Origin of the sequence: Streptomyces sp. SAI-135 (assembly GCF_029893805.1) — a bacterium.
In the GTDB taxonomy this organism is placed as follows: Bacteria; Actinomycetota; Actinomycetes; order Streptomycetales; family Streptomycetaceae; genus Streptomyces.
This window is the reverse complement of the sequence record NZ_JARXYP010000002.1, coordinates 4395186-4419671: the sequence shown is the minus strand read 5'-3', so window position 1 is coordinate 4419671 and position 24486 is coordinate 4395186. Positions and strand designations below refer to the sequence as shown.

At 71.1% G+C, this 24486-nt stretch carries 24 protein-coding genes; 9 read left to right on the top strand and 15 right to left on the bottom strand.

Features of this window, described 5'->3' with window-relative positions; translation table 11 throughout:
- Positions 1-49 precede the first annotated feature (49 nt).
- Positions 50-1849, top strand: a complete 1800-nt coding sequence (locus M2163_RS24410; protein WP_280895030.1) for a bifunctional metallophosphatase/5'-nucleotidase — start codon at positions 50-52, stop codon at positions 1847-1849.
- A gap of 557 nt (positions 1850-2406) precedes the next feature.
- Positions 2407-4191, top strand: a complete 1785-nt coding sequence (locus M2163_RS24405) for an ABC transporter ATP-binding protein (protein ID WP_280895029.1) — start codon at positions 2407-2409, stop codon at positions 4189-4191.
- A gap of 16 nt (positions 4192-4207) precedes the next feature.
- Here M2163_RS24405 and M2163_RS24400 read toward each other — a convergent pair whose 3' ends face one another.
- From M2163_RS24400 to M2163_RS24360, 9 genes are all read right to left on the bottom strand, one after another.
- Positions 4208-4855, bottom strand: coding sequence for a Uma2 family endonuclease (locus M2163_RS24400; protein ID WP_280850707.1), 648 nt, complete (start codon positions 4853-4855; stop codon positions 4208-4210).
- 135 nt (positions 4856-4990) lie between these two features.
- The gene (locus tag M2163_RS24395; RefSeq protein ID WP_280895028.1) at positions 4991-6754 is read right to left on the bottom strand and encodes an immunity 49 family protein; all 1764 of its coding nucleotides are present in this window, start codon (positions 6752-6754) and stop codon (positions 4991-4993) included.
- An 89-nt stretch (positions 6755-6843) separates the two neighbouring features.
- A complete protein-coding gene (locus tag M2163_RS24390) occupies positions 6844-8898 on the bottom strand; it encodes a pectinesterase family protein (protein WP_280895027.1) in 2055 nt (684 codons plus the stop codon).
- Positions 8899-8976: 78 nt separating this feature from the next.
- Complete coding sequence (locus tag M2163_RS24385; RefSeq protein ID WP_280895026.1) at positions 8977-10416, bottom strand: HAMP domain-containing sensor histidine kinase; 1440 nt, start codon at positions 10414-10416, stop codon at positions 8977-8979.
- The gene (locus M2163_RS24380) at positions 10413-11150 is read right to left on the bottom strand and encodes a response regulator transcription factor (RefSeq protein WP_280850711.1); all 738 of its coding nucleotides are present in this window, start codon (positions 11148-11150) and stop codon (positions 10413-10415) included. Before M2163_RS24380 ends, M2163_RS24385 begins: the two co-directional genes overlap by 4 nt.
- A gap of 107 nt (positions 11151-11257) precedes the next feature.
- Positions 11258-11437 (bottom strand): hypothetical protein, encoded by a 180-nt coding sequence (locus M2163_RS24375; protein ID WP_280850712.1) that lies wholly within the window; start codon positions 11435-11437, stop codon positions 11258-11260.
- A 24-nt stretch (positions 11438-11461) separates the two neighbouring features.
- Positions 11462-12616: a trypsin-like peptidase domain-containing protein gene (locus M2163_RS24370; RefSeq protein WP_280895025.1), complete on the bottom strand. Its 1155-nt coding sequence runs from the start codon at positions 12614-12616 to the stop codon at positions 11462-11464.
- A gap of 131 nt (positions 12617-12747) precedes the next feature.
- Positions 12748-13770 (bottom strand): LacI family DNA-binding transcriptional regulator, encoded by a 1023-nt coding sequence (locus M2163_RS24365; protein ID WP_280850714.1) that lies wholly within the window; start codon positions 13768-13770, stop codon positions 12748-12750.
- Between the two features lie 119 nt (positions 13771-13889).
- A complete protein-coding gene (locus M2163_RS24360; protein ID WP_280850715.1) occupies positions 13890-14657 on the bottom strand; it encodes a response regulator transcription factor in 768 nt (255 codons plus the stop codon).
- A 119-nt stretch (positions 14658-14776) separates the two neighbouring features.
- Between M2163_RS24360 and M2163_RS24355 the strand changes: the two genes are divergently transcribed.
- The 3 genes from M2163_RS24355 to M2163_RS24345 are packed head-to-tail and all read left to right on the top strand — an operon-like array spanning position 14777 to position 17116.
- Positions 14777-15625 (top strand): alpha/beta fold hydrolase, encoded by an 849-nt coding sequence (locus M2163_RS24355; RefSeq protein WP_280895024.1) that lies wholly within the window; start codon positions 14777-14779, stop codon positions 15623-15625.
- 37 nt (positions 15626-15662) lie between these two features.
- Positions 15663-15917, top strand: a complete 255-nt coding sequence (locus M2163_RS24350; protein WP_280895023.1) for a MoaD/ThiS family protein — start codon at positions 15663-15665, stop codon at positions 15915-15917.
- Between the two features lie 2 nt (positions 15918-15919).
- Positions 15920-17116 carry a hypothetical protein gene (locus tag M2163_RS24345; protein ID WP_280895022.1) on the top strand — a complete coding sequence of 399 codons (1197 nt, stop codon included), beginning with the start codon at positions 15920-15922 and terminating at the stop codon, positions 17114-17116.
- On the opposite strand, the gene M2163_RS24340 is transcribed toward M2163_RS24345, so the two are convergent.
- The 6 genes from M2163_RS24340 to M2163_RS24315 form a co-directional block, all read right to left on the bottom strand.
- A complete protein-coding gene (locus tag M2163_RS24340) occupies positions 17113-17508 on the bottom strand; it encodes a VOC family protein (protein ID WP_280850719.1) in 396 nt (131 codons plus the stop codon). The genes M2163_RS24345 and M2163_RS24340 overlap by 4 nt on opposite strands.
- Before the next feature lie 10 nt (positions 17509-17518).
- On the bottom strand, positions 17519-17779 hold the full coding sequence (locus M2163_RS24335) for a DUF3099 domain-containing protein (RefSeq protein ID WP_280895021.1): 261 nt from the start codon (positions 17777-17779) through the stop codon (positions 17519-17521).
- Between the two features lie 72 nt (positions 17780-17851).
- Entirely contained in the window at positions 17852-18139 is a 288-nt protein-coding gene (locus M2163_RS24330) for a DUF1416 domain-containing protein (RefSeq protein ID WP_007382995.1), read from the bottom strand.
- A gap of 59 nt (positions 18140-18198) precedes the next feature.
- Complete coding sequence (locus M2163_RS24325; RefSeq protein WP_280850720.1) at positions 18199-19038, bottom strand: sulfurtransferase; 840 nt, start codon at positions 19036-19038, stop codon at positions 18199-18201.
- Positions 19039-19429: 391 nt separating this feature from the next.
- Positions 19430-20158: a DUF2993 domain-containing protein gene (locus M2163_RS24320; RefSeq protein WP_280895020.1), complete on the bottom strand. Its 729-nt coding sequence runs from the start codon at positions 20156-20158 to the stop codon at positions 19430-19432.
- A 171-nt stretch (positions 20159-20329) separates the two neighbouring features.
- Positions 20330-20692, bottom strand: a complete 363-nt coding sequence (locus M2163_RS24315; protein ID WP_020140198.1) for a DsrE family protein — start codon at positions 20690-20692, stop codon at positions 20330-20332.
- Between the two features lie 173 nt (positions 20693-20865).
- On the opposite strand from M2163_RS24315, the gene M2163_RS24310 reads away from it, so the two are divergent.
- The 4 genes from M2163_RS24310 (at position 20866) to M2163_RS24295 (ending at position 24279) form a co-directional block, all read left to right on the top strand.
- Positions 20866-21561 (top strand): hypothetical protein, encoded by a 696-nt coding sequence (locus M2163_RS24310; protein WP_280895019.1) that lies wholly within the window; start codon positions 20866-20868, stop codon positions 21559-21561.
- Positions 21558-22430, top strand: coding sequence for a hypothetical protein (locus tag M2163_RS24305; protein WP_280895018.1), 873 nt, complete (start codon positions 21558-21560; stop codon positions 22428-22430). The genes M2163_RS24310 and M2163_RS24305 overlap by 4 nt, the downstream gene beginning before the upstream one ends.
- 278 nt (positions 22431-22708) lie before the next feature.
- Positions 22709-23431 (top strand): hypothetical protein, encoded by a 723-nt coding sequence (locus M2163_RS24300; protein WP_280895017.1) that lies wholly within the window; start codon positions 22709-22711, stop codon positions 23429-23431.
- Positions 23428-24279 carry a hypothetical protein gene (locus M2163_RS24295; RefSeq protein WP_280895016.1) on the top strand — a complete coding sequence of 284 codons (852 nt, stop codon included), beginning with the start codon at positions 23428-23430 and terminating at the stop codon, positions 24277-24279. Before M2163_RS24300 ends, M2163_RS24295 begins: the two co-directional genes overlap by 4 nt.
- Positions 24280-24486 lie beyond the last annotated feature (207 nt).

Here is a 24486-nt window from a genome sequence, read left to right as displayed (position 1 = left end):
AGGCTGCGCCGGACGGGGGCCACTCTCACATCCGGATTCAGGGGGGCGTATGCCAGCCAAGTCCCAGCAGCAACAGCGCCGCAGACGTACGTACCGACTCGTGGCCGCGGCCGCCGGGCTCGCCACCGCCGGGGCCCTCGCCGCAGCGCTGCCCGCGGGCGCGCACGACAGCCACCACGGCAAGCCGTTGCCGAGCCGCTACCAGGACGTCCAGCTGCTGTCCTTCAACGACCTGCACGGCAACCTGGAGCCGCCGTCCGGCTCCTCCGGCCGGGTCACCGAGCTCCAGGCGGACGGGACGACGAAGACGATCGACGCGGGCGGTGTCGAGTACCTCGCCACCCATCTGCGCGAGGCCCGCAAGGGCAACGCCTACTCGGTCACCGCCGCCGGCGGTGACATGGTCGGCGCGTCCCCGCTCATCTCGGGTCTCTTTCACGACGAGCCCACCATCGAGGCGCTGAACAAGCTCGACCTCGACGTGACGAGTGTCGGCAACCACGAGTTCGACGAGGGCGCCCGCGAACTGGGCCGGCTCCAGAACGGCGGCTGCCACCCCACCGCCGGCTGCTACACCGACGAGGAGTTCGAGGGCGCCGACTTCCCCTATCTCGCCGCGAACGTCCTGGACGAGAAGACCGGCAAGCCGATCCTCAAGCCCTACTGGGTGTGGAAGAAGAAGGACGTCAAGGTCGGCTTCATCGGCGTCACCCTGGAGGACACCCCCGGTGTCGTCTCCGCCGAGGGCGTCAAGGGCCTGAAGTTCAAGGACGAGGTCGAGACGATCAACAAGTACGCCCGCGTGCTCCAGAAGCAGGGCGTGAAGTCGATCGTGGCCCTCATCCACGAGGGCGGAGCCCCGGCCTCCGCCTCCTACAACTACGACTGTGACGCGCCCGGCGCCGGCGACGGCATCTCCGGACCGATCGTCGACATCGCCAAGAACATCTCGCCGTCCGTGGACGCGCTGGTCACCGGCCACACCCACGCGGCCTACGTGTGCACGATCGACGACCCGGCGGGCAACCCGCGCATGGTCACCTCGGCGGCCTCCTTCGGCCGGCTCTACACGGACACGACGCTGACGTACGACCGCTTCACCGGCGACATCGCCCGTACGGCCGTGAAGTCGGCGAACCACGTGGTCACCCGGACCGTCGCCAAGGCGCCCGACATGACCGAGCTGATCGGCAAGTGGAACACGCTCGCGGCGCCCATCGGCAACCGCCCGGTCGGTTACATCTCCGCCGACGTCCCGAGCACCGGCACCGAGTCCCCGATGGGTGACCTGATCGCCGACGCGCAGCTCGCGTACGGCAGGTCGCTCGACCCCGGGACCGATCTCGCGCTGATGAACCCCGGCGGGGTGCGGGCGGGCCTGACCTACGCGGCCAAGGGCACCGAGGGCGACGGCGTGGTGACCTATGCCGAGGGCTTCACCGTGCAGCCGTTCTCCAACACCGTGAACCTCCAGGACTTCACCGGCGCCCAGCTGATCAAGGTGCTCCAGGAGCAGGTGAGCGGGACCAACGCGGCCTCGCCGAAGATCCTGCTGCCGTCGGCCGGCCTCACCTACACGCTGGACCTGACGAAGACCGGCGCGGACCGGATCGTCGTCGACTCCGTGAGGCTGAACGGCGCTGCCGTCGACCCGGCGGCCACCTACCGCGTCGCCACCAACAGCTTCCTCGCGGGCGGCGGCGACGGCTTCACCACCCTGGGCCAGGGCACCAACGACCTCGTCGGCGGCGACGACCTCGCCGCTCTCGTGGCGTACCTGACGGCCAACTCCTCGGCGAGCAGCCCGATCGCGCCGCCGGCCGCGAACCGGATCACGATCGTCCGGTAGGACCACCGACCGCACCGCACCGCACGCAGCACTCCCCGGCCCCGCCGACCACCCACCGCCTCACCGGGCGGTGGCGTCGGCGGGGCCTTTTCATGTCCGTCCGTAAATTCTGTGTCAGCCTTTCGATTCTCAGGCGATGCACATCCAGTCTTATTGAGGTCTAAGGCGAAATGGCCTTTTTTGGCTGCGGGAATGCCGTAACGTTTTCCATGTCGAAAGCGAACGACACAAACGCAAAGGAGAGCACGCCGAAGTGTCGTTCGGTCATCGGCAAGGGTTGACACAGAATTTACTGACGTAAATCAAACTCGTTCACAGAAAAGGATTCGGATATGAGCTTTCACAAGATCGTCCCCGTGAAGAAGGCCGCCAAGCCCGCCCCGGGCCCGAAGAAGAAGGCGCACAAGAAGGCCGCGCCGAAGCGCCGCCCGGTCGCCCACAAGGGCTGACTCGGAATGCCGCGAGGCGGGGTCACCGGTCGCGAGCACGTCTCGCACCGGGGCCCCGCCTCGGCCGTCCCCGCGGCCCGGGACCGCCGTACCTGAAAGGGAGTCGTCATGAGGGAAGTCCGCGAGGCCTTCCGCTGTTTCTGGCCGCTGACCCACGGCGACCGCAGGTGGCTGGCGGCGATCGTCGTGTGCGTGGTGGTGTCCGCGCTCGCCGAGACCGCCGCGATCCTGCTGTTCGCGGAACTCACCGACACCGCCCTGAAGGCCGGTTCGCTCGCCGCCTTCTGGGGCCCGGCCGGCGCCTGGCTCGCCGTGGCCGCGCTCGGCGCACTCGTCGGCTACCTGGGGAACTCGCTCGCGACCTGGACCGCGGAGAGATTCGTGCTGCGACTGCGTGCGAAGGTCTTCCGGCACATCCAGGACCTGCCCCCGCACTTCTTCCAGCAGCACCGCCACGGCGACCTGGTCGAACGCCTCACCGGTGACGTCGAGGCCATCGAGCAGATGGTCGTGTCCGGCGTCGTCGGCACGGTCGCCGCCGTCTTCTCGGCGCTCTTCTACTCGGCCGCCGCCCTGTACCTGCGCTGGGACCTGGCGCTCGCCACCTTCGTCCTCGCGCCCCTGTTCCTGTTCGCCGCCCGCCGCTTCGCCGGCCGGATCAAGGAGGCCGCACAGGACGAGCGGGTCGCGGACGGCGCGATCACCTCCGTCGTGGCGGAGTCCCTCGGCAACGTCGTGCTGACCCAGGCGTACAACCGCCGCCGCGACGAGGAGCGGCGCCTCGACCGCGAGGCCCGCGCCTGGATGCGGGCCTCGGTGCGCGGAGCCCGGCTCAGCGAGATGTACGAGCAGTTCGTCGAGGTCGTGGAGACGCTCTGCGTGCTCGCCGTGATCGGTGTGGGCGTCTGGGAGATCTCGGCCGACCGGATGACACTGGGCCAACTGCTCGCCTTCGCCGCCTTCATCGGCTACCTGTACCCGCCGGTGCGCAACCTCGGGCAGCTCGGCCTGACCCTCACCGCCGCCACCGCGGGTGCCCAGCGCCTGAACGAGATCCTGGACGCGCGACCGGCGGTCGGCGACCCGGCCGAACCCGTCCCCGCCTGGCCGGTCCGCGGCTGGATCGGTCTGCACGGTGTGCACTTCCGCTACCCGACCGCACACCGCGACTCCCTCACCGACGTGTCCTTCGCGGCCGCCCCCGGCGAGCTGGTGATCATCACGGGCCCGAGCGGCGCCGGCAAGTCCACCCTGTCCAAGCTCCTCACCCGCTTCTACGACCCCTCAGCGGGTGTGATCACCCTGGACGGGGTCCCGCTCCCGCACCTGGGCCTGGAGTTCCTGCGGGAGCAGATCGCCCTGCTCCCGCAGGAGACGCTGATCCTGGCCGGCACGATCCGCGAGAACATCGCGACGGGCCGGCCGGGCGCGAGCGACCAGGAGATCGAACAGGCGGCCCGCGCGGCCGCGGCCCACGACTTCATCACGGCCCTCCCCGAGGGGTACGACACCGGTATCGCCCCCGGCACGGCGGCCCTGTCCGGCGGCCAGCTCAAGCGGATCACCATCGCCCGCGCGATGCTCAGGGCGGCGCCCGTCCTCGTCCTCGACGAGCCCACGGCCGGCCTCGACTCGGTGGCCGCCCGTCAGGTGGTCCAGCCCCTGCGCCGGCTGATGTCCGGCCGCACGACCATCATGATCACCCACGATCTGAGCCTGGCCCCGGACGCGGACCGGATCCTGGTCGTGGACGACGGACGCCTGGTGGAGGCCGGCACCCACACCGAACTGGCCGCCCACCAGGGCACCTACACCCGCCTCCTCGGCCCCCTCCCGCAGGACACCATGCCCCTGCGAAGGCTGTCGAACGACACGATCAGCTTGCGGCAATGAACCAACTCCGCCCCCGTCAGCCCCGCTTGGGCCCAGTGATCGCCTCCCCGATCACGAAACCCTTGGCGGGGCCTTCGGCGATCGTGACGTCGGTGCCGTAGGGGACACGGTGAATGTCCTCCCAGTCCGCCTTGTCGGGGCGGGGCCCGGTGAAGAGGGTGACGGCACCCTGGCCGTCGTAGTCGTCGATGAGGACGTACACGGGGATGCCGACGCGGGCGTACTCGCGGCGCTTCCTGACCCGGTCGCGGTCCTGGTTGCGTGTGCCGGGGGAGACGACCTCGACGACCAACGCTACCGCTGAGGCCTTGATGCCGAGGCCTTCCTCGTCCTCGATGAGTTCGGCGTCGCGAGGAGCCACGAACCCGTCCGGAATCCACGCCTTGCGCGAATGGATGACGTTGGTGTCGTTCCAGGCGCCGTGTTCGCTGTCCTTCAGAAAGATCACAAGGGCGTCCCGAAGGCGATTGACGATCTGGGCGTGGGTGAAGCGACCGGTCGGTGACACCTCGATGGCTCCCTCGATGATCTCGGCGCGGTAGCCCTCGGGGAGTTCCATGGCCTTCCATGCCTGCCACAGGACCTCGTCCAGGTCGGGTCCGTTCAAGGATTCGGGCTGAGCCTCGGACATGGGCTTGGGCCTCTCATGCGCGAGAGCGGTCAAGGGGGCACCTCCTCATCAAGTGTGGGCCGGGTGTGCGCGGGGCACAAGCAACGCGATCACCGTAGGCAGGGGGGTGCATCTGACCAGCGGCGACGACCCTGGTTCACTCGTTCGGGGGAAGGTTGCCCGGGCGAATCAGAACGGCGTCGCCGCTGCCACGATCCGGGCCGGCAGGTACGGTGACCGGACTCTGATCTCCCAGCCCCGTCGGCGGGCGTGGCAGGTGAGGGCCAGGATGTCGAGGCTGAGGGCGGCGTCGGGGTCGGAGGGGCGGTCGGCGACGGCGTAGTGGTCGCGGTGGGAGGTCAGGGCGTCCAGGAGGGCCAGGTTGAAGCTCTCCTCGTCGCCCTCCACGAGCTGGGAGAAGAGGACCGCGGGCGGCGGCAGGAACCCCTGGTCACGGGCCTTGCCGGTGTCCCGCAGGGCCTCGTCCGTGGCGGGCACGGGATCCTCGCCGCGCAGATAGGCGTGCAGGGCCCGGCGGTAGGGGGCCGCCACGGAACGGTCCGGACCGACACGCTCCGGGCCCGCCAGGACCAGCGGCGCCAGATGCTCCCGGCGGCCCGTGATCAGCGCGAGGTGCACCGCCCGGTGCCAGGCCCCCGGCCCGGCGTCCTCGTCCCGGCAGGCGGGGTACGTCACGGTCCGGCCGTCGATCGTCACCGGCACGTCGGTGCCCGGCTCCGCCAGCGTCGTACGGAACAGGGCGGCCCCGAGCTCCGCGGCCAGCCGCAGGTTCTCCAGCTGGGCGTCGCTCGCGTCGGACGTGTGCGCGGCGCGGGTCCGGAAGAGCAGCTCCTGATAGGTGACGGCGTAGGCCAGCTCGAAGGTGGTGAGCGACTTGCCCGGCACCGGCGTGACGGCGTCCCGCGTGTACCGCTCGAACTGCTCCTCGCTGTCCGCCTCCAGCGGGCGCGGCTCCAGGGACCGCCCGAACTCCACCACTTGCGAGGTGAGTTCGGCGACCGCGTCCGGGCGGCGGTCCCGGCCGTAGGGCCCCACCCGGGGCGGTGTGGCCTTGAACCCGGTGACCAGCGCGTCCGGCAGGTAGTCGCTGTCGACGGCCGGAGGCCAGCCCTCGTCGCGGTACGCCAGCGCGGTGAGCGCGATCGGCAGGAGGGGGAGGAGACTGCCCGGTCGCGCCCCGGGTCCGGGGGTGCCGGTCAGCGGCCGCAGCAGTCGCACCACCGCCTCGTCGAACCCCTCCCGGTCGCCCGCGGTCAGCGCGCGCAGCGCCCGCAGCCCGATGCCGTACGGCTGGTCGGCGAGCTGACGGCCGGTCTCCGTCTCCCGGGCCCGGACCCGGTCGAGCGCCGCGTCGAGTGCGGCGAGCTTCTGCTCGCGGGAGGGCGGCCAGGTGGCGTCGTCGTCACCGGTGTCGCCGATGACGTACGCCATGAAGCCGTTGATCAGCTCGGTGTCGGGGTGGCCGGCGCGGCCTTGCTGGGGTGCCTCGCGGGCGAAGTGGAAGGCCTCGCCGTGCCATTGGGTCTTCTCCACGAGGATCGCCAGGCAGAAGGCGTCCAGCCACCTGGCGGCGGTGACCGGCTCCGGGGTGCCGCCCGGCTCGCGGTCGTAGACCATGCCCCAGTTGGGGTAGGTGAGGAAGACCTCGAAGTGGTCGCGCGGGAAGTACGCCGCGTAGGCCACCGCGCCGGCGGCCGCCTCGGCGGCGTCCTCCAGGACCGCCTTCGCCTCGGGGGAGTGGAGGTCGGGCGTCTCCACCGAGAGGGCGCCGAGGTACTCGACGAACTCCTGGGCGATCAGCCACCACTCCCACGCCGTCACCGGGCCGGCCTTGGACAGGGAGTGGACCTGCGAACCGATCCTGTTCGCGAAGTCCTTCCGCACCGCCGAGACGGCCGCCTCGCCGACCCGATGCCGTTCGACACGCACCATTCTTCCGCTCCCCCGTCCGGCTTCCCGATCTACCGGAACAGCCTAGAACGAGGGTCTGACACAGGGTCGGAAAGCGGACGAACAGCAGGTCAGGACGGGCTCGGCGTCCAGCCGGCCAGCCAGTCGGCGACCTCCTGGTCCGCGGCCTGCGCGTCGGTGAGCTGCGGCCGGTCGGACGAGGCCGCGCCCGAGCCCGAACCGGTGTTCCTGTACTCCGCGAACCGGTCGCCCTTCCAGGAGAAGCCGCTCATGTCGGTCCACGGCGTGGGCTTGACCGCCGCGCTCAGCGAGGTGTTGCGGACCGTCGTCTGCGGGTCGAGGCTCGCGTCGCCGCCGGCGTGCCAGGGGCGGCCCAGGTAGAAGCTCGCGGACGAGACGTCCCCGTTCACCGTCGAGTTGGCGATGAGGATGCCCTTGCGGTCCGCGGCGGTGCTGGGCGCGGTGACGTAACCGGCCGAGGTGCCGTTCCAGCGCTTCTTCAGCGTGATGACGGACTTGTCGATGACGGCGGTGGCCCGGCCGAAGATGAAGTCGACGTTGCCGACGACGTAGGAGTTCGTCATGTAGACACGGCCGAGCCTGTCCTTGGCCGCGGTGTCCACCAGCAGCGTGTCCTGGTCGCCGGTGACGATGACCCCGTCGAGGAACACCTTGTCGGCGGCGGTGCGCAGGGCGACGGCCTGGCTCGCGATGTCCTGGTGGGCCGCCTCGTCGAAGTCGTTGGAGATCGTCAGGTTGCGGGCCTGGAAGTCGTCGGCCTCGACGGCGACGGTGGCGCTGCCGCCGGTGCCGTAGGTCCCGGAGCCGTCGGGCTTGGGCGTGCCGGAGGCGTTGTTGTAGACGATCACCGTGTCGCTGCGGCTGGACCCGGTGCCCTGGATGGTCACGTGCGGCTTGTCGGACGGCACCTTCACCAGCTCGCGGTACGTTCCCGGCTTGACCTGGACGACCACGCGCGAGGCGTTGTTCGCCGGTACGGCGTTCACCGCGGCCTGCACCGTCGAGTACTGCCCGCTGCCGTCCTTGGCGACGGTGAGCGTCGTGGCAGCCGCGGCCTTGGTGACGGCGGCCGTCGTACCGATGGAACCGCGCGGCCCCGTCCCCGACTTGAGCAGGGCGGGGACGTCGGCGGTCCTGTCGGGCGTGTAGGCGTAGTACGTCCTCGGGTCGAAGGCGGTGCCGCCGCTCTCGTTCCTGCCGCTCGTGCCCACGAAGGTGTTGCCCTTCTGGACGATGCTCGCGGTGCTGTCCTTGATGACGGGGTTCCTGAAGCCCTGGAAGTACGAGTTCTCCAGGACCATCCTGGTCGCGCCGCGGGAGTAGTTGCCGTAGGAGGAGGTGACGTCGGTACCGGCCACGTCCTCCAGGAAGTTGTTGTAGAGGTGCGCGTGGGCCGCGTTGTCCGTCGACGGATTGCGCTGCTCGGTCTCGCGGATCCAGTTGTGGTGGACGGTGATGTCGGTGACGACGTTCTCCGTCCAGCCGATGCCGAACGCCTTGTTGTCCTGGCTGAGTCTGTTCCAGGAGACCGTCACGTAGGTGCTGTCCTTGCGGACGTCGATGAGCCCGTCGGCCATGTTCCTGAGGTCGTTGTGGTCGATCCAGACATGGTGGGCGCCGTCCATCTGGACGGCGTCGAAGTCGTGGTCCTTGTCGTTCCAGACACCCTGGTAGGCGTCCCGGATGGTCAGGTTCCGGATGATGACGTTGTGCACGCCGGACCCCAGGAAGAACCCGCCGCCGACGATCTGCCCGGCGGTCCCGGACCCGACGATGGTCTTGTCCGACCGGACCTTGATCTCCTTGCCGACCGGGTCCATGGTGATGGTCGCCGCCACGACGATGACGTACGGTTCGGCGGCCGTCGCGTACTTCTCCAGGTCGGCGAGCGTCCGCACGGTCACGATCCGGCCGTCCCGGCCGCCGTACGTGCCGTTCTGGCCGAGCGCGTCGACGGAGGCGAAGCCGTCCGCGGTGGCGGTGGCCCAGGCGGGGGCGGCCGCGGTGGTGGCGGCCGCGGAGGTCTGGACACCGGGGACCATGCCGTGGGCCATGACTCCCGAGGCGCTCAGCGCCAGCGGGAGACCGACCGCCAGGGCCGTCCTGCTGCTGCGGTGGCGGGCCTTGCTGCGTGTCTCACTCATCTGCGGTTCCGTTCCGTGCGGGGGATGGACCGCAGTTCAGTCGCCGCTCCCGCACGGAAGGTTGCCGCCCGGACCGGCCTACCGCGCGGGCGTCTCCGGCGGTGGAGTCGGCGCTCCCGGCAGCCGTACGGTCGCGACGGTGCCGCCGCCCTCGGCGGGCCCGAGGGTGACCTCGCCGCCGGACTGCCGGACCGTGCGGGCCACGATGGACAGGCCGAGGCCGGAGCCGGGCAGGGCGCGGGCGCTGGGGGAGCGCCAGAAGCGGTCGAAGACGTATGGGAGTTCCTCGGCGGGGATGCCGGGGCCGTGGTCCCGGACGGTCAGCACCCCCTCGCTGAGCCGCACCTCGACCGTGCCGCCGTCGGGGCTGAACTTCACGGCGTTGTCGAGGACGTTGACCACGGCACGCTCTAGGGCGGCCGGTTCCGCACGGGTGTACCAGGGCTCCAGCGAGGCGTCGATGGTCAGTTCCGGTCCGCGCAGCCGTGCCCGGCGCAGGGCGGCCTCGACGGTGTCCTCCAGCGAGACGACCTGCACGCGTTCGCCGCGCTGGCCTTCCGAGCGGGACAGTTCCTGAAGATCGCCTATGAGGGCGGCCAGTTCGGTCATCTGCGCCTTCACCGAGGCCAGCAGTGCCTTGCGGTCACCCTCGGGCAGGGGGCGGCCGGTCTCCTCGCTGCGGGTGAGGAGCTCGATGTTGGTGCGCAGGGAGGTGAGCGGGGTGCGCAGCTCGTGCCCCGCGTCGGCGATCAGCTGCTGCTGGAGCTCGCGGGAGCTGGCGAGGGAGCTCGTCATCGAGTTGAACGACCGCGACAGCCGGGCCACCTCGTCCTCGGCGTCCTCCTCGACCGGGATGCGGATGCCGAGGTCCTCGGTGCGGGCCACGTGTTCCACGGCCTCGGTGAGCTTGTCGACGGGGCGGAGGCCGGCCCGTGCCACGAAGAGACCTGCGGCGCCGGCGCCGAGGACTCCCACGCCCGAGACGAGGAGGAGGATGAGGGCGAGTTCGTTGAGGGTGGACTGGGTGCTCTTGAGGGGGACCGCGAGAAGCAGGGCGACACCCCGGGAATCGCTGGTGTCGACGCCCAGGTACCGGGTCAGCACCCGTACGGAGTTGCCGTCCTCGTCGGTGCCGTTGCGGAAGTAGATCGTGCTGCCGCTCGCCGTCTCGATGACCCTCTTGTCGGCACCCGTCACCTTGACCGTGCCCGGGGAGTTCGGGTCGACACAGGGGTCGCCCTCCGCCTTGATGGCCTGGACGTAGTCGTTCCGGCCGGGGAACACCTGGGTGTTCTTCGCCGGGGCCTGCGTACACCTCTGGAGCAGCGACTGGACCGTGCCGGGCCTGCTGGCCATCTCCTTCAGGTCGCCGTCGACCTGGTCGTACAGCTTCCCCTGCACGATGAACCAGCACGTCACCGACACCGCCGCCACCGCGAACGCCACCGCCGCCGCCACCAGCAGCGCCAGACGGGACCGGATCGGAAGGGACCGGTACCGGCGTACGAGCCTGTTCACTCCGCGCCACCCTGCCGCAGCACGTACCCGACGCCCCGCACGGTGTGCACGAGCCGCGGCTCGCCGCCCGCCTCCGTCTTGCGGCGCAGGTACATGACGTAGACGTCCAGCGAATTGGAGGAGGGCTCGAAGTCGAAGCCCCAGACCGCCTTCAGGATCTGCTCACGGGTGAGGACCTGGCGCGGGTGGGCCATGAACATCTCCAGCAGGGTGAACTCCGTGCGGGTCAGCTCCACCGGCCGGCCCGCCCGGGTGACCTCACGCGTCGCGAGGTCCATCCGCAGGTCGGCGAAGGTGAGCGCCTCGTCGTCCTCGGCCGCCGCCGCTCCGGCCGCCGCCGCGTAGGAGGACCGCCGCAGCAGCGCCCGGACCCGGGCGAACAGTTCGTCCAGTTCGAACGGCTTGACCAGGTAGTCGTCGGCGCCCGCGTCGAGCCCGGTGACCCGGTCGCCGACCGTGTCGCGGGCCGTCAGCATCAGGATGGGGGTCGTGTCGCCCGCCCCGCGGATGCGCCGGGCGGCCGTGAGCCCGTCCATGCGGGGCATCTGGATGTCGAGGACGACCAGGTCGGGCCGGTACGCGGTCGCCTTGTCGAGGGCGTCCGCGCCGTCCACGGCGACCTCGGTGTCGTAGCCCTCGAAGGCGAGGCTGCGCTGGAGTGCTTCGCGCACCGCCGGCTCGTCGTCGACGATCAGGATGCGCTGGGGGTCACGGTCGCCTTCGGCGGGGCTCATGGCTCGGGATTCCTCGGGTGCGGTGGGGAGAACGGGACTGAGTCGGTGAACGCTTTCAGCCTCGCACGGTTCCCCGTCGGCGCTGAAGGACCTGCTCCGGCAGGCGGTCAGCCGCGTACGGTACGGCGGCGGCCGCGGGCGGCGGTCGTCCCGCGGCGGGCCGGCGCCGTGGCCGCCACCTCGGGTGCCCGGGGCGCCGGGGCGTGCAGTGCGTACGCCACCTCGAGGGCCAGGGCGAACCCGGCCGGGTCGGTACCGGCCACCGTGTGCGAAACCTGCTTGATCATGACGTGCTCCTCGCGGGGGTCGGGTCAGCTGTCGGTGCCGCCGGCCCGCAGCGTGGCCAGGTCGGACTTGACGGTGTTGATCGGGATGGAGAAGCCGAGGCCCGCGCTGCCGGCCGTGGACGAGTCCGAACTGGCGGAGTACATCGCGGAGTTGATGCCGATGATGTTGCCGTTCATGTCGATGAGCGCGCCGCCGGAGTTGCCGGGGTTGAGGGACGCGTCCGTCTGGATCGCCTTGTAGGTCGTCGTGGACGAGCCGGTGTCGCCGTTGAACTGCCGGCCGCCGAACTCGAACGGCCACTGTCCGTTGCCGCCCTGGTTCTGGCTCTGGCCCTCGTCGGTCGCGACGGTCACGTCCCGGTTCAGGGCGGAGACGATGCCGCTGGTCACGGTGCCGGTCAGGCCCTCGGGGGAGCCGATCGCCACGACCTGGTCGCCGACCTGGACGCCGTCGGAGTTGCCGAGGGTGGCCGCGGTCAGGCCGGAGGCGTTCTCCAGCTTGATGAGGGCGAGGTCCTTCTTGCTGTCGGTGCCGACGACCTTCGCGGTGTAGGTCTTGCCGTCGCTGGTGCTCACCTTGATGGTGGAGGCGCCGGAGATGACGTGGTTGTTGGTGATGATCTCGCCGTCACCGGTGATGATCACGCCGGATCCGGTGGACTCCCCGGCGTTCGAGGTGGCGTTGATCTCGACGATGCTCGGGCTGACCGCCTTGGCGACCCCGGCGACCGTGCCCTTGGCGGAGGACGGCACCACGTTGGTGCTGGTGCTGCTGGAGGCGACCGTGTCGTTGCCGGTCAGCTCCTGGATGCCGTAGGCGGTGCCGCCTCCGACGGCCGCGGCGACGATCGCGACGGCGGCGAGGAGGGCGAGCGGGCCGCGGGTGCGCCGCTTCGGAGCGGGCGCCGCGGGCTCGGCGGGGGGCGCGGGCTCGGCGGGGGGCGCGGTGAGGAGAGCGGTTCCGCCGCCGTCGCCGTCACCGCCGTACGAGCCGGCGCCCTCGGCGGCGAAGGCGGCGGGCTGCGAAGGCGTGGCGGGCTGCGGGGGTGCCGTCGGCGGCTGGGCCGGCGGGGGCGGCCACTCGGGGTTCACGGGCGACGAAGCGTGCTGCTGCTGGGCGCCCTGGTAGGGGGTCTCGTACTGCTCGTACTCGCCGTCGCGGCGGAAGCTCTCGGTCATGACAAAAAGCTTGTCCCGCGACCATGAGAGCTCCCTGAGTGCTTGCTGAGAAGCCCGGCAGAACCTCGTATGCCCGATATAAAGCCGCCGCTGGCCTCCGGCCGGGAGTTCTCAGACGGCTCTAAGGAAGCTCACTCGCAGCCGCAGGAGCGGCGCACGACCAGCTTCGAGGGGAACACCTTCAGCCGCTCCCGGCGGGAGCCCGCGACCCGCAGGCCGTCGTCGAGCACCAGGTCCACCGCGGCCCGGGCCATCGCCGACCGGTCCGAGGCGATGGTCGTCATCGGCGGGTCCGCGAGCGCGGCTTCCTTGATGTCGTCGAACCCGATGACCGCCAGTTCTCCGGGCACGTCGATGCGCAACTCGCGCGCGGCCCGCAGCAGGCCGATCGCCTGGTCGTCGGTGGAGCAGAAGATGGCCGGCGGGCGCCGCGGCCCGGCGAGGATCTCCAGCGCCACCTTGTACGCGTCGTAGCGGTTGTACGGCGCCTCGAACAGCCGTCCCTCGGTCGGGAGCCCGGCCTCGTCCATGGCCTGCCGCCAGCCCTCCACGTGGTCGGAGACCGGGTCACCGACGGAGGGGGTGTCGGCCGTGCCGCCCATACAGGCGACGTAGGGGTAGCCGTGGCCCAGCAGGTGCTCGACGGCGGTCTTCGCGCCGGTGAGGTCGTCGAGGACGACGGCGACGTCGTCGATCGCCTCCGGCCGCTCGTGCAGCAGGACGACCCGGGCGTCCCACGCCTCGATCTCGGCGGCCGCGTTGTCGTTCAGCGCGTGCGAGACCAGGATCAGGCCGGAGACGCGCATCCCGAGGAACGCCCGCAGATAGTGGACCTCGCGCTCGCCGATGTAGTCGGAGTTCCCGACGAGCACCATCTTCCCGCGCTCGGACGCGGCCTGTTCCACCGCGTGCGCCATCTCCGCGAAGAACGGCTGGCGCGCGTCCGGCACGATCAGGCCTATGAGATCGGTGCGCCGGGACGCCATCGCCTGGGCCACCCGGTCGGGCCGGTACCCCAGCTCCTTGATCGCGGCGAGGACACGCTCGCGCGTGGCCGGGGCAACCGGCCGGGGTCCGTTGTTGATGACATAGCTGACCACCGCGGTGGACGTCCCCGCGAGTCTCGCCACATCATCCCTGGTTACCTTGGCCACGCGCGGAGTCTACGCGGATGGACCCGCTCTGGGCAGGGCGTGAAGGAGGTCCCCGTACACCCGCCGCGAGGCGTGCGGCGGTGCGTCGGTGCCGGAGCCATGCCCATGCGCGGGACCCGTTATGCCTCTACGTCCTCAAGGGCGGCGCTCTCGTCCGCATCCTCCGTCTTTGCCCGGTCCGCCTTGGCCTTCGCCTCGTCGGGGACCCGCTCGCCCTTCTCGGGCGTAACGAATCGATAACCGACGTTCCGGACGGTCCCGATCAGCGACTCGTGCTCGGGGCCGAGCTTGGCGCGCAGCCGTCGTACGTGCACGTCGACCGTCCGGGTGCCGCCGAAGTAGTCGTAGCCCCAGACCTCCTGGAGCAGCTGCGCGCGCGTGAAGACGCGGCCCGGGTGCTGGGCGAGGTACTTGAGGAGCTCGAACTCCTTGAAGGTGAGGTCGAGGACCCGGCCCTTGAGCTTCGCGGAGTACGTCGCCTCGTCGACCGAGAGGTCGCCGTTGCGGATCTCCATGGGGGAGTCGTCGTTGACGATCTGCTGCCGGCCCATGGCCAGACGCAGGCGCGCCTCGACCTCGGCCGGGCCGGCGGTGTCGAGGAGCACGTCGTCGATGCCCCAGTCGGCGGTGACGGCGGCCAGGCCGCCCTCGGTGACGACGAGGATGAGCGGACAGCCGGGCCCGGTCGAGCGCAGCAGCTGGCACAGGCTGCGGACCTGGGGCAGGTCACGGCGTCCGTCGATCAGGATGACGTCGGCACCGGGGGTGTCGACGAGAGCGGGGCCCTCCGCCGGGGCCACACGCACGTTGTGCAGGAGCAGGCCGAGGGCCGGAAGCACCTCCGTCGACGGCTGGAGGGCGTTGGTCAGGAGCAGCAGAGAACTCATACGTCTGGTTCCTCCTCGGTCCCGCGAGGGTCATGGCCTTCGTATACAGGGGTATCCGAAAGCACAAAAGGACCCGGGGGCTGCATTGCCCGAGTCCTGTTCCGACGAGAATAGCCCACATGAGCATTGATCCGGCAGGTCGTGTGCTGCGTTCCACGGGAAGTCCGCACTCTGAGACACCCAGACCTGCACCTATACGGACGTTTCTGCACACCGACGACGGTGTGACGATCGATTCCGTATACGATCCGCCCTCCTTCGTATACGACGCCTCCCGGTCACCCGCGCGCGACCTGGTGTTCGTGATCGCGCACGGTTTCACCGGCGATGTGGATCGCCCGCATGTTCGCCGGGTGGTGCGGGCGCTGACGCGGTACGCGGGCGTGGTCACTTTCTCCTTCCGCGGCCACGGAGCCTCCGGCGGCCGCTCGACCGTCGGCGACCGCGAGGTGCTGGACCTGGCCGCCGCGGTGGCGTGGGCCCGCGAACTCGGGCACGCGCGCGTGGTGACCGTCGGCTTCTCCATGGGCGGTTCGGTGGTGCTGCGGCACGCGGCGCTGTACGGGCGCGAGAGCGGCGGCGGAGTGGACGCGGTGGTCTCGGTCAGCGCCCCGGCCCGCTGGTACTACCGCGGCACGGCCCCCATGCGCAGGCTCCACTGGCTGGTGACCCGCCCCGCGGGCCGTCTGGTGAGCCGCTACGGCTTCCGCACCCGCATCCACCACCGGGACTGGGACCCCGTCCCCCTCTCCCCGGTCGAGGCGGTCCCGAGGATCGCCCCCGCCCCCCTGCTCATCGTCCACGGCGACCGCGACGGCTACTTCCCCCTCGACCACCCGCGGATGCTCGCGGAGGCCGCGGGCGACCACGCCGAGCTGTGGATCGAGCCCATGGGCCACGCCGAGCACGCGGTCGGCGACGAGCTCCTCGGCCGGATCGGGGACTGGGCTGTCACAGCGGGCGGCTAGCCTGGCCCCGTACACCACCGAACGATTGAGGAAGCGGATGCCAAAGGTCACGGTGCGCTACTGGGCCGCCGCGAAGGCCGCGGCCGGGATCGCCGAGGAGCCGTTCGACGCGGCCACGCTCGCCGAGGCGCTGGACGCGGCGCGCGCGCGACACCCCGGCGAGCTCGTGCGGGTCCTGCGGCGATGCTCGTTCCTCGTCGACGGTGACCCCGTGGGCACCCGCGGACATGAGACGGTACGGCTGGCCGACGGCGGCACGGTCGAGGTGCTCCCGCCGTTCGCAGGAGGGTGACGATGACGAACCAGCCGTACGAGGGCTACGACCAGTACCCGCAGCAGGGCTGGCCGGCCCACGCCCAGCAGGGGTACGAGGACCCGCAGGCCGCCCAGCAGTACACCCAGCAGTGGCAGGGCCAGACCTGGGAGACCCAGGTCCAGGCGCCGGTCGCGGGGGCCGCGGACACGGCGTACCTGCCCCAGCAGGCGTACGACGCGCAGCCGCAGGGATACGGCCCCGGACAGCAGGGGCCCGCCGGCCCGGGGCAGCAGATGCCCGCAGGCCCGGGACAGCACCCCGCCGCCCCGCACGGCCCGGCCCCCTACAACTCGGCCCCTCACAGCGGGGCCCCTCACAGCGCGGCCCCTTACGACCCGGCCCCGTACGGCCCCGCGCCGGTCACCCAGGGTGCGGCCTCCGCCGACTACGGCCCCGCCACCCTCGCCGGGAACGCCCGCGTCACCGACGCCCAGCGCGCCCGCCTGGAAGGCCGGTCCCCGATCATCGAGCCCGGCATGCAGCCCGCCGCGCTCACCGCGCTGCTCGGCCTGCTGCTCTCCGGCGCCGCGGCCGTCGGCTCGTACGCCCTCCTCGTGCCCCTCGTCGTCCTCCAGGCCGTCACCGCGGCCGGCTGGTTCCGGCTGAACGGCATGTGGCCCGCCCGGCAGGGCATCGCGCTGGCGTTCCTCGGTGCGCTGGTCGCGGACGCGGCCCTGCTGACGGCCGGCCGGGAGAACGGCCCCGCGGCGATCCTCGGCACCCTCGGCGTCTGGGTCCTGCTCAGCCTGGTGATGCAGCTCCGCTCGCACGCCGACCCCGACGAGCGGATGTACGGCCTGATGGCGACCGTCGCCTCGGCGGCCCTGGCGATCGTCGCGACCGGGCACCTCGCGGCGGACCCGGACGCGGTGACGGTCGGCGCGGCCGCGGTGGCCGTGGCGGTCCTGGCCCGCGCGCTGCCCCTGCCGACCCCGGCCTCCGTGGTCGTCGCGCTGCTCGCGGCGGCCGGCGCGGGCATCGCCGTCGGCGGGATGACGGGCCTCGGCGCGAAGGGTGCCCTGCTCGGCGCGGGCGCCGCGGTGTGCGCACTGATCGGCCACCGGGTCGCGAGCTACGACTACCCGTCCCGCTTCGTGCACTTCACGGCAGGAGTGGCCCTGCCCCTGGCCGCGGCGGCTCCGGCGGTGTACGTGCTGGGCCGGGCGATCGGCTAGGCCGCGGGGGGAGTCCCGGTCCACAGGCAGAAGGGATGCCCGGACGGGTCGTAGAGCACCCGCACGTCGTCCTGCGGCTGGTACTCGGCCGGCCGTGCCCCCTCCGCCACCGCCCGCCGGGTCTCGGCCTCCAGGTCGTCCACCTCGATGTCCAGGTGCAGCATCATCTGCTGGTCGCCGGGCTCGCGCGTGGGCCAGACCGGCGGGACGTACTCGGGTTCGGTCTCGAAGGCGAGGGACGTGCCGGCGGTGCCGGGCGGCGGGCCGATGAGCACCCAGTGCGGCTCCTCGGCGCGCACCACGTACCCAAGCAGGCGCTGGTAGAAGGCGGCCAGTTCGTGGGCGTCGTGGGCGTCGAGCACGACGGTGGACAGCCTCGCGGAAGACGACATGCCCGCCTTCCTACTGCCGGCGCTTCTTCCCGTCCAGTTCGTCCCACCACTCGTCGGACTTGGGGTCGCCGGAGGGGTCGTCCCACCAGCGGTCGTCGGGGCCGCGCCGGTTGGCGACCATCGCGGCGAGCGGCGGGATCACCATGGCGACCACGCACATCCCCACGGCCACCGGGATCGACCAGAGCCGTACGACTCCCCAGGCCAGGACGAACAGTCCGATGCACGTGCCCATCATGGTGAAGTAGACACGCCGTCGTCGCGCCAACATGGTTCCAGCGTAGGCCCGGACAGGCCGAAGGGCCGTACCCCAGGGGTACGGCCCTCCCACTGCTCAAGCGCCTCAGACGGCGATCGCGACCTCGGCGAGGCCGCCCTGCTGGGCGACGACCGTGCGGTCGGCGGTGCCGCCGGGAACCAGGGCGCGGACGGTCCAGGTGCCCTCGGCCGCGTAGAAGCGGAACTGGCCCGTCGCGGAGGTCGGGACCTCCGCCGTGAACTCGCCGGTCGAGTCCAGGAGGCGGACGTAACCCACCACAGGCTCGCCGTCACGCGTCACCTGGCCCTGGATCGTGGTCTCACCGGGCTTGATCGTCGAGGCGTCCGGGCCGCCGGCCTTCGCTCCACACATGTCTTTCTCCAAAGAGGGGTCTGACCGGAAGGAAGGCCGGTCGGGTTGGACGGGGTTTCTTACTTGTTGGCGCCGAGCTCGATCGGAACGCCGACCAGGGAGCCGTACTCGGTCCAGGAGCCGTCGTAGTTCTTGACGTTCTCGACACCGAGCAGCTCGTGCAGCACGAACCAGGTCAGGGCCGAGCGCTCACCGATGCGGCAGTACGCGATGGTGTCCTTGGCGAGGTCGACCTGCTCCTCGGCGTAGAGCTCCTTGAGCTCCTCGTCCGACTTGAAGGTGCCGTCGTCGTTGGCGTTCTTGGACCACGGGATGTTGCGCGCGGACGGGACGTGGCCCGGACGCTGCGACTGCTCCTGCGGCAGGTGCGCCGGGGCGAGCAGCTTGCCGGAGAACTCGTCGGGGGAGCGCACGTCGACCAGGTTCTGCGAACCGATGGCCGCCACCACGTCGTCACGGAAGGCGCGGATCGAGGTGTCCTGGGCCTTGGCCTTGTAGTCGGTCGTCGGGCGCTCGGGCACCTCCTCGACCAGCTCGCGGGCGTCCAGCTCCCACTTCTTGCGGCCGCCGTCGAGCAGCTTGACGTTCTCGTGGCCGTACAGCTTGAAGTACCAGTAGGCGTAGGACGCGAACCAGTTGTTGTTGCCGCCGTAGAGGATCACCAGGGTGTCGTTGGCGATGCCCTTCGCCGAGAGGAGCTTCTCGAAGCCCTCCTGGTCGACGAAGTCGCGGCGGACCGGGTCCTGCAGGTCCTTGGTCCAGTCGATCCGGATCGCGTTGCGGATGTGGTTCTTCTCGTAGGCGGACGTGTCTTCGTCCACCTCCACGATCGCGATGTTCGGGTTGTCGAGGTTGGCCTCGACCCAGTCGGCGTCGACCAGGACGTCGCTGCGGCTCATGCTCTTTCTCCTCCGGGGCAGTTGCGGCGGGGCGTGCGGAAGGGTGCGCGGGGCGCACGGATGCCCTGGTGCACCAGGGCAAGGGGATGCGGAGGCCGGTGCCGTCCGCTCAGAAGGGGCGACAGAGCATGGCGGCGACGCGGCACAGGTCTACTGCCCGCCGCTTCGTGAGATCCGCCTGTCGCTTCATAGTGGTCGATCGTAGGGACGGACATACCGGCATGTCACCGGTGTGTCGCATGCTGAGATGCGATCGTCCGGGATGTGGGACGAGGAAGCCGCCCGGGCCGCGGTCGCACGGTTCCCGGGCGGCTGTAGCCGTCATCACATCTACGGTACGGACGTCAGCGTCTCGCCTGTCGGACGAGCCGGGTCCGGCCCGAGGCTCGTCCTACCCGGCGAGCTTGACGTCCGAACCCTTCACCGCGATCTCCACACCGTTCGCACCCGCTTCGACCTTGTCGAGCTTGATGCCACCGGGCAGACCCTCGATCTTCTGGTCGAAGTCGGCGACTGAACGGAAGTCGGAGTCGGCGAGGGTGATGTTGCCGAAGCTCGGGATCGAGTCGGCGTGCACCCGCACGGTGTCACCGTCGACGACGCTGACGCTGCTGAGCACGGAGACGGGCTTCTCCAGGGCGCTGAACTTGATGTCGACCTTGATCTTGCCGTTCCCGCCGTCGGAGAGGCCGACGACCTTGGCGGTGACGCCCAGCGGGAGCTGGGCCTCCTGCGACCCGGCCGCCTTCAGCAGCTGGTCGTAGGCGATGGTCGCCGAGCCGGCGGCCGTGGTGGCGGTGGCGGAGCTGTAGTCGCCGGAGAACGCGACGCCCTTCATGGCGGCGTTCAGGTCGTCGATACGGATCGTGCCGCCGCTGGTCCCGGTGTCCGCGGCGTAGTCCTTCATCCCGACCTCGACGTCGTCGAGCTCACCGCCGGCCACCTGGGTCAGGAACGGGAACCCCTTGATGTCCACGCTCGGCGTCGTGGTCAGCCCCTCCTGCGTCTTCAGCCGGTCCGCGACCTCGCCCTCCGCGAAGTGGACCGCCAGACGGTCGGCGGCGACGAACAGCCCGCCGAGAATCACGGCGGTGATCAGAAGTATTCGCAGGGCGCGCATGCGGTTGGATCCCCCAGAGCGGCGGTGGTGTCGACGACGGACGGGTGGCCGTCGAGCGTGAGACTAACCGCGCCGGGTAAGGCGTTCCTTGAATTGTCGACCAGTTGTGACAGGCCGCGGGGCCGCACAGTCCACACAGCTCACACAGCTCACTCAGCCCGCTCAGCCCGCTCAGTAGACGAGCGCCTGCGTCCCGTCGGCGAGCGCCTCCTGCACGAACACCTGCGCGCCCGCGATCCGTACGCCCTCGATGACGTCCTTCTCCGTGATGTCCCGGCGGGCCGCGCACTGGGTGCACAGGGTGACCCGGCCGCCCGCGAGCAGCGCCTCGATCAGCTCGGGCAGCGGCGCCGCGTGCGGCAGCTCGAACTCCGCGGCCCGCCCCGGCAGCGCGAACCACGCCGACTCCCCGGTCAGCCACAGCGAGACGTCCACCCCGCTGGCCACGGCCACCGCCGCCACGGTGAACGCCTGCGAACAGCGCTCGGGTGCGTCGGCCCCGGCGGTCACCTTGATCACGAGCTTCTTCGCCATGCGGGAAGGGTAGTGCGTACGACGGCCAGGGCGCCGTGACGCACCTTGGCCTGTTGCCGCGGTCGGACGTGGCCTGATTGTGATCGTCGGCGCTGCAACTCCGGGCCCCGACCGGTGGTCTCCTGTGCGGCACGTGGGCGGAACGCGTGCCGAGCACCCCGTGGGAGACGCCGTTGAAGAGCCCGAAGAGACACCTGATCGCCCTCGCGGCCGCCCTCGGCGTCGTGACCGGGGCGGGTGCCGGATACCTGGTCCAGGCGGGCCGGGAGCCGAAGCTGCCCACGTTCGTCCAGCCACCGCTCCCGCAAGCCCGCGGGCCGCAGCCGGAGCCGCTCACCGAGGCCCTGGACCGCAAGGTCAGGAACGACGGCGACCTGCGCGAGCTGCTGCTGGAGAAGCCCAGCGGGGCGATCACCCCGGACTGGGTGCAGCCGCAGGGCTGGATGGACCTGTACGACTACGCCGGGACGTGGGAGGACCCCGAGGCCGCTGACACCTTCCTCGAGGAGCAGGAGTTCCTGCGGGCCGCGGTCACCGGCTGGGAGGACGGCGGTCAGGAGGTGCAGATCTGGCTGGCCCAGTTCGAGCAGCAGAAGGACTTCTCGGCACCCGCGGACGACAGCGCGGACACCCGCTACGGGGCGGAGACCGACCCGGACGTGGAGAGCCGGCCGATCCCGGGCACCGGCGAGGGCAAGGCGTACGTCCACCCGAAGCGGTTCCACGAGTCCGGCGTCGCCCCGTACTACAGGGCGGAGGCCCACGCGTCCCGCGGAGACCTCTCCGTGCACATCTGGGTCTACGACGACGACCCGGTCCCCTGGCCAGCGATCATGGATCTCGCGGAACGGCAGATGGAGCGACTGTGAGCGGCACGACGAGCGGCGGGGCCGGGGCGACGAGCGGCGAGGCTGAGGCGGCGGATCCGGTCCTGGGCGAGGAGAGCGGGGCCGCGTCCGAGCCGTCGTCCCCGCGCGGCCGCCTGCGCGGCGCCGCGTCCGCCCTGCGCTGGGTCACCGCGGCGGTGGTCTTCGCCGTGGCGGGAACCACCACGGCTTACGGCATCGGCCGCCTGGACCGAGGGGACCTGCCCGGGCTGGCGACGGAGGCGGGCGGCCTGTGGGAGTTCCCGCGCCTGAGCAGCCCACCGCTGCCCTCCGACAGCCCGGCCCCGTTCGCCGACGCGGACCGGCCCGGCGCCCACCACGCGGATCCACGGGCCCTGGTCCTGCCCGCGCCGAAGGGGGCGGTGGAGGACCGGGCGCTGCGCGGCTCGGACGGATGGCTGGCGACCGAGGACTTCCTGGCGGAGTACGTCGAACCGGACCGCGCGGCCCTCGGGCAGCTGCTCGTCGACACCGGGCTGCGGCACGTCACCGCACGCGGCTGGACCACCGAGGACGGCACCCGGACCCGGGTCTACCTGCTCCACTTCAGTACGGCGGCGGTTGTGGACGACCTGTTCCACCGGCACATGGCGGGCCTGAACACCCCCGGACACCGGGTGCGCGGCGCCGAACGGTCCGTCTCCGACCAGGAGCTCCTCGGCACCACCGGTATCGAGGAGATCCGCCGTTCCCTGTACGACGAGACCCGGCCGTACGGCAGGGAGCATGTCCGGCAGGGTTATCTGTCCGCGGGGGATGTACTGGCCGTGGTGCTCCAGTCCCGCGAGGGGACCGTCGGCACCGTGCCCTTTCTTCAGACCCTGGCCCTCCAGAGCCAGCTCCTGGCCTGAGGCGTGCCGCGGATGCGGTTCGGTTCGGGCGCGTTGCGGATGTGTCCGGATCGTGATCAACCCTCCGTACAACTCTGGGGATTGACCGAAGGTCTCCTGTGAAGCGCGCATACGGAATGCGCGCTTCACGCTTTGTGGGGGACGCATTGGAAGTGCCCGAAGAGAGGGCCGACGAGCGGTTCGAGCCGGTTGATCCGGTTGAGCGGTTTGTGCCGGCCGAGCCGGCTACGCCGGTCACGCCGCCGGTTGCGACGGCTGAGCCGGTTGCGCCGGTACCGGTGGCCGAGGCCCGGCCGCCGCGCCGCCGGGGCCGTACGACTCTGCTGATCGCCGCCGCGGCCGTGCTGGGTGTCGTGGCCGGGACCTGCGGCGGATACCTGATCCAGGCCGACCGCGACCCCACCCCGCTGCCCTCGCTCTCCCAGCCGACCCTCGCCCAGGCGAAGGGCGACGGCCCCGAGCCGCTGTCCGCCGCGCAGGACCGCCGCGTCACGACCGACGGCGATCTGCGGAAGCTGCTGGTGAAGAAGCCGGCCGGGACGAAGAAGGCGGTGTGGCTGTCCTCGGTCGACGGTTGGCTGAGCCTGCCCGCGTATGCGGACACCTACGTCAAGCCGGGCGCGGCCTTCGGCGACGCCATCAGCGACGAGTTCCGCAGGGCGGTGTCCACCGGGTGGACCAAGGGTCAGGCGGACTTCGAGGTCCGGTTGGTCCAGTTCCGTCAGGAGGAGGTCCTCGCGGCCTCCGAGGTCACGTCGGGCAACCAGTCCTGGGCGGCCGGTGAGTCCGCCACCCGGAGCTGGGCGCTTCCGGGAACGGAGGACGGCATGGTGTACGTCCACGACAAGCCGAAGACCAAGCCCGGCTACCTGCCGCAGTACTACGCCGAGGCATACGCGTGGCGGGGCGACGTCGCGGTCATGGTCTGGATCTACGACACCGAGCCCATCCCCAAGAAGGCAATCATGGACCTGGCCGAGCGGCAGATGGAGCGGCTGTGAGCGAGAACGCCGAGAACGCCGAGAGTGCCGCGAACCCCGTGGGCGCGGCGAGCGAAGGGGCTGCTCCGGAACCGGTCCCTGCCGGTCGCGGGCGTCGAGGTGGCCGTATCGCCGCGATCGCCGTGTCGGTCGTGGCGGCCGGGGCCGTCGTGGCGGGGGTGGGCTTCACGGTCGTCACCGTGAACGGCGCGAACCGCGACGCGGGCGCGCCTGTCTGGACGTTTCCCAAGGGGAGCAAGGCCGGGGAGACGAAGGCAGCGCCCGGGAAGGGACTGGGCGCGATGCTCGTGCCGTACGGGGCCGACGGCTGGAGCCGGGGGCCGGACATGGCGCAGTTCGGATCCGACGCGCAGCTCAGCGGGGCCCGGGCGACGGCGCTGGCGAAGGAGTCGCTCAGCGGGTTGCCGCGCAGCCAGCGCAAGGCGCTGGAGAAGCGGATCGACAAGCAGCGCATCTCGGGGATCGCGATGCGCAGTTACGTCAGCACCGAGGAGCTGTCCTCCGTCTACACGGACCAGGCCTCCGTGGTGACCGTCCAGCTGGCCCAGATGGCGAGTACGACGGCGGTCCGCGGCCTCGCCCGCTCCCAGCAGGGCTTCCTCGACGCCCTCGGGATCTTCGACGAGGGCCCGAGGATCGAGGGGCACAAGGACGCGGCGTGCTATCTGCCGCCGTCGGACAAGAAGGACGGCAAGAACGGCCTCCAGTCCATGTATTGCGTCGCCGCGCAGGGCAACGTCCTGGTCACCCTCAACGCGACCAGCGCGAAGCCCCTCCAGAAGACAGGCATAGCCATGTTCCTGCGCGAACAGCTCGACCGCATCGAGGAGCCGGGGGAGGCGGTATGACCCACCAGGCAGAAGAGACCGACCACGGGACGAAGGCGACCCCGGCGGAGGCACCGGGGGAGACCGCGGGGCCTGCGCCGACGGTGACTGCCGGGAGCCCCGCGCCTGAGTCGGCCGTCACGTCAGCGGAGGGGGCCGCTCCCGCGTCCCAGCCGGCGCCGGCACCTGACTCCGCTCCGGCGCCCGTCTCCGCCGACGGGCCCGCGC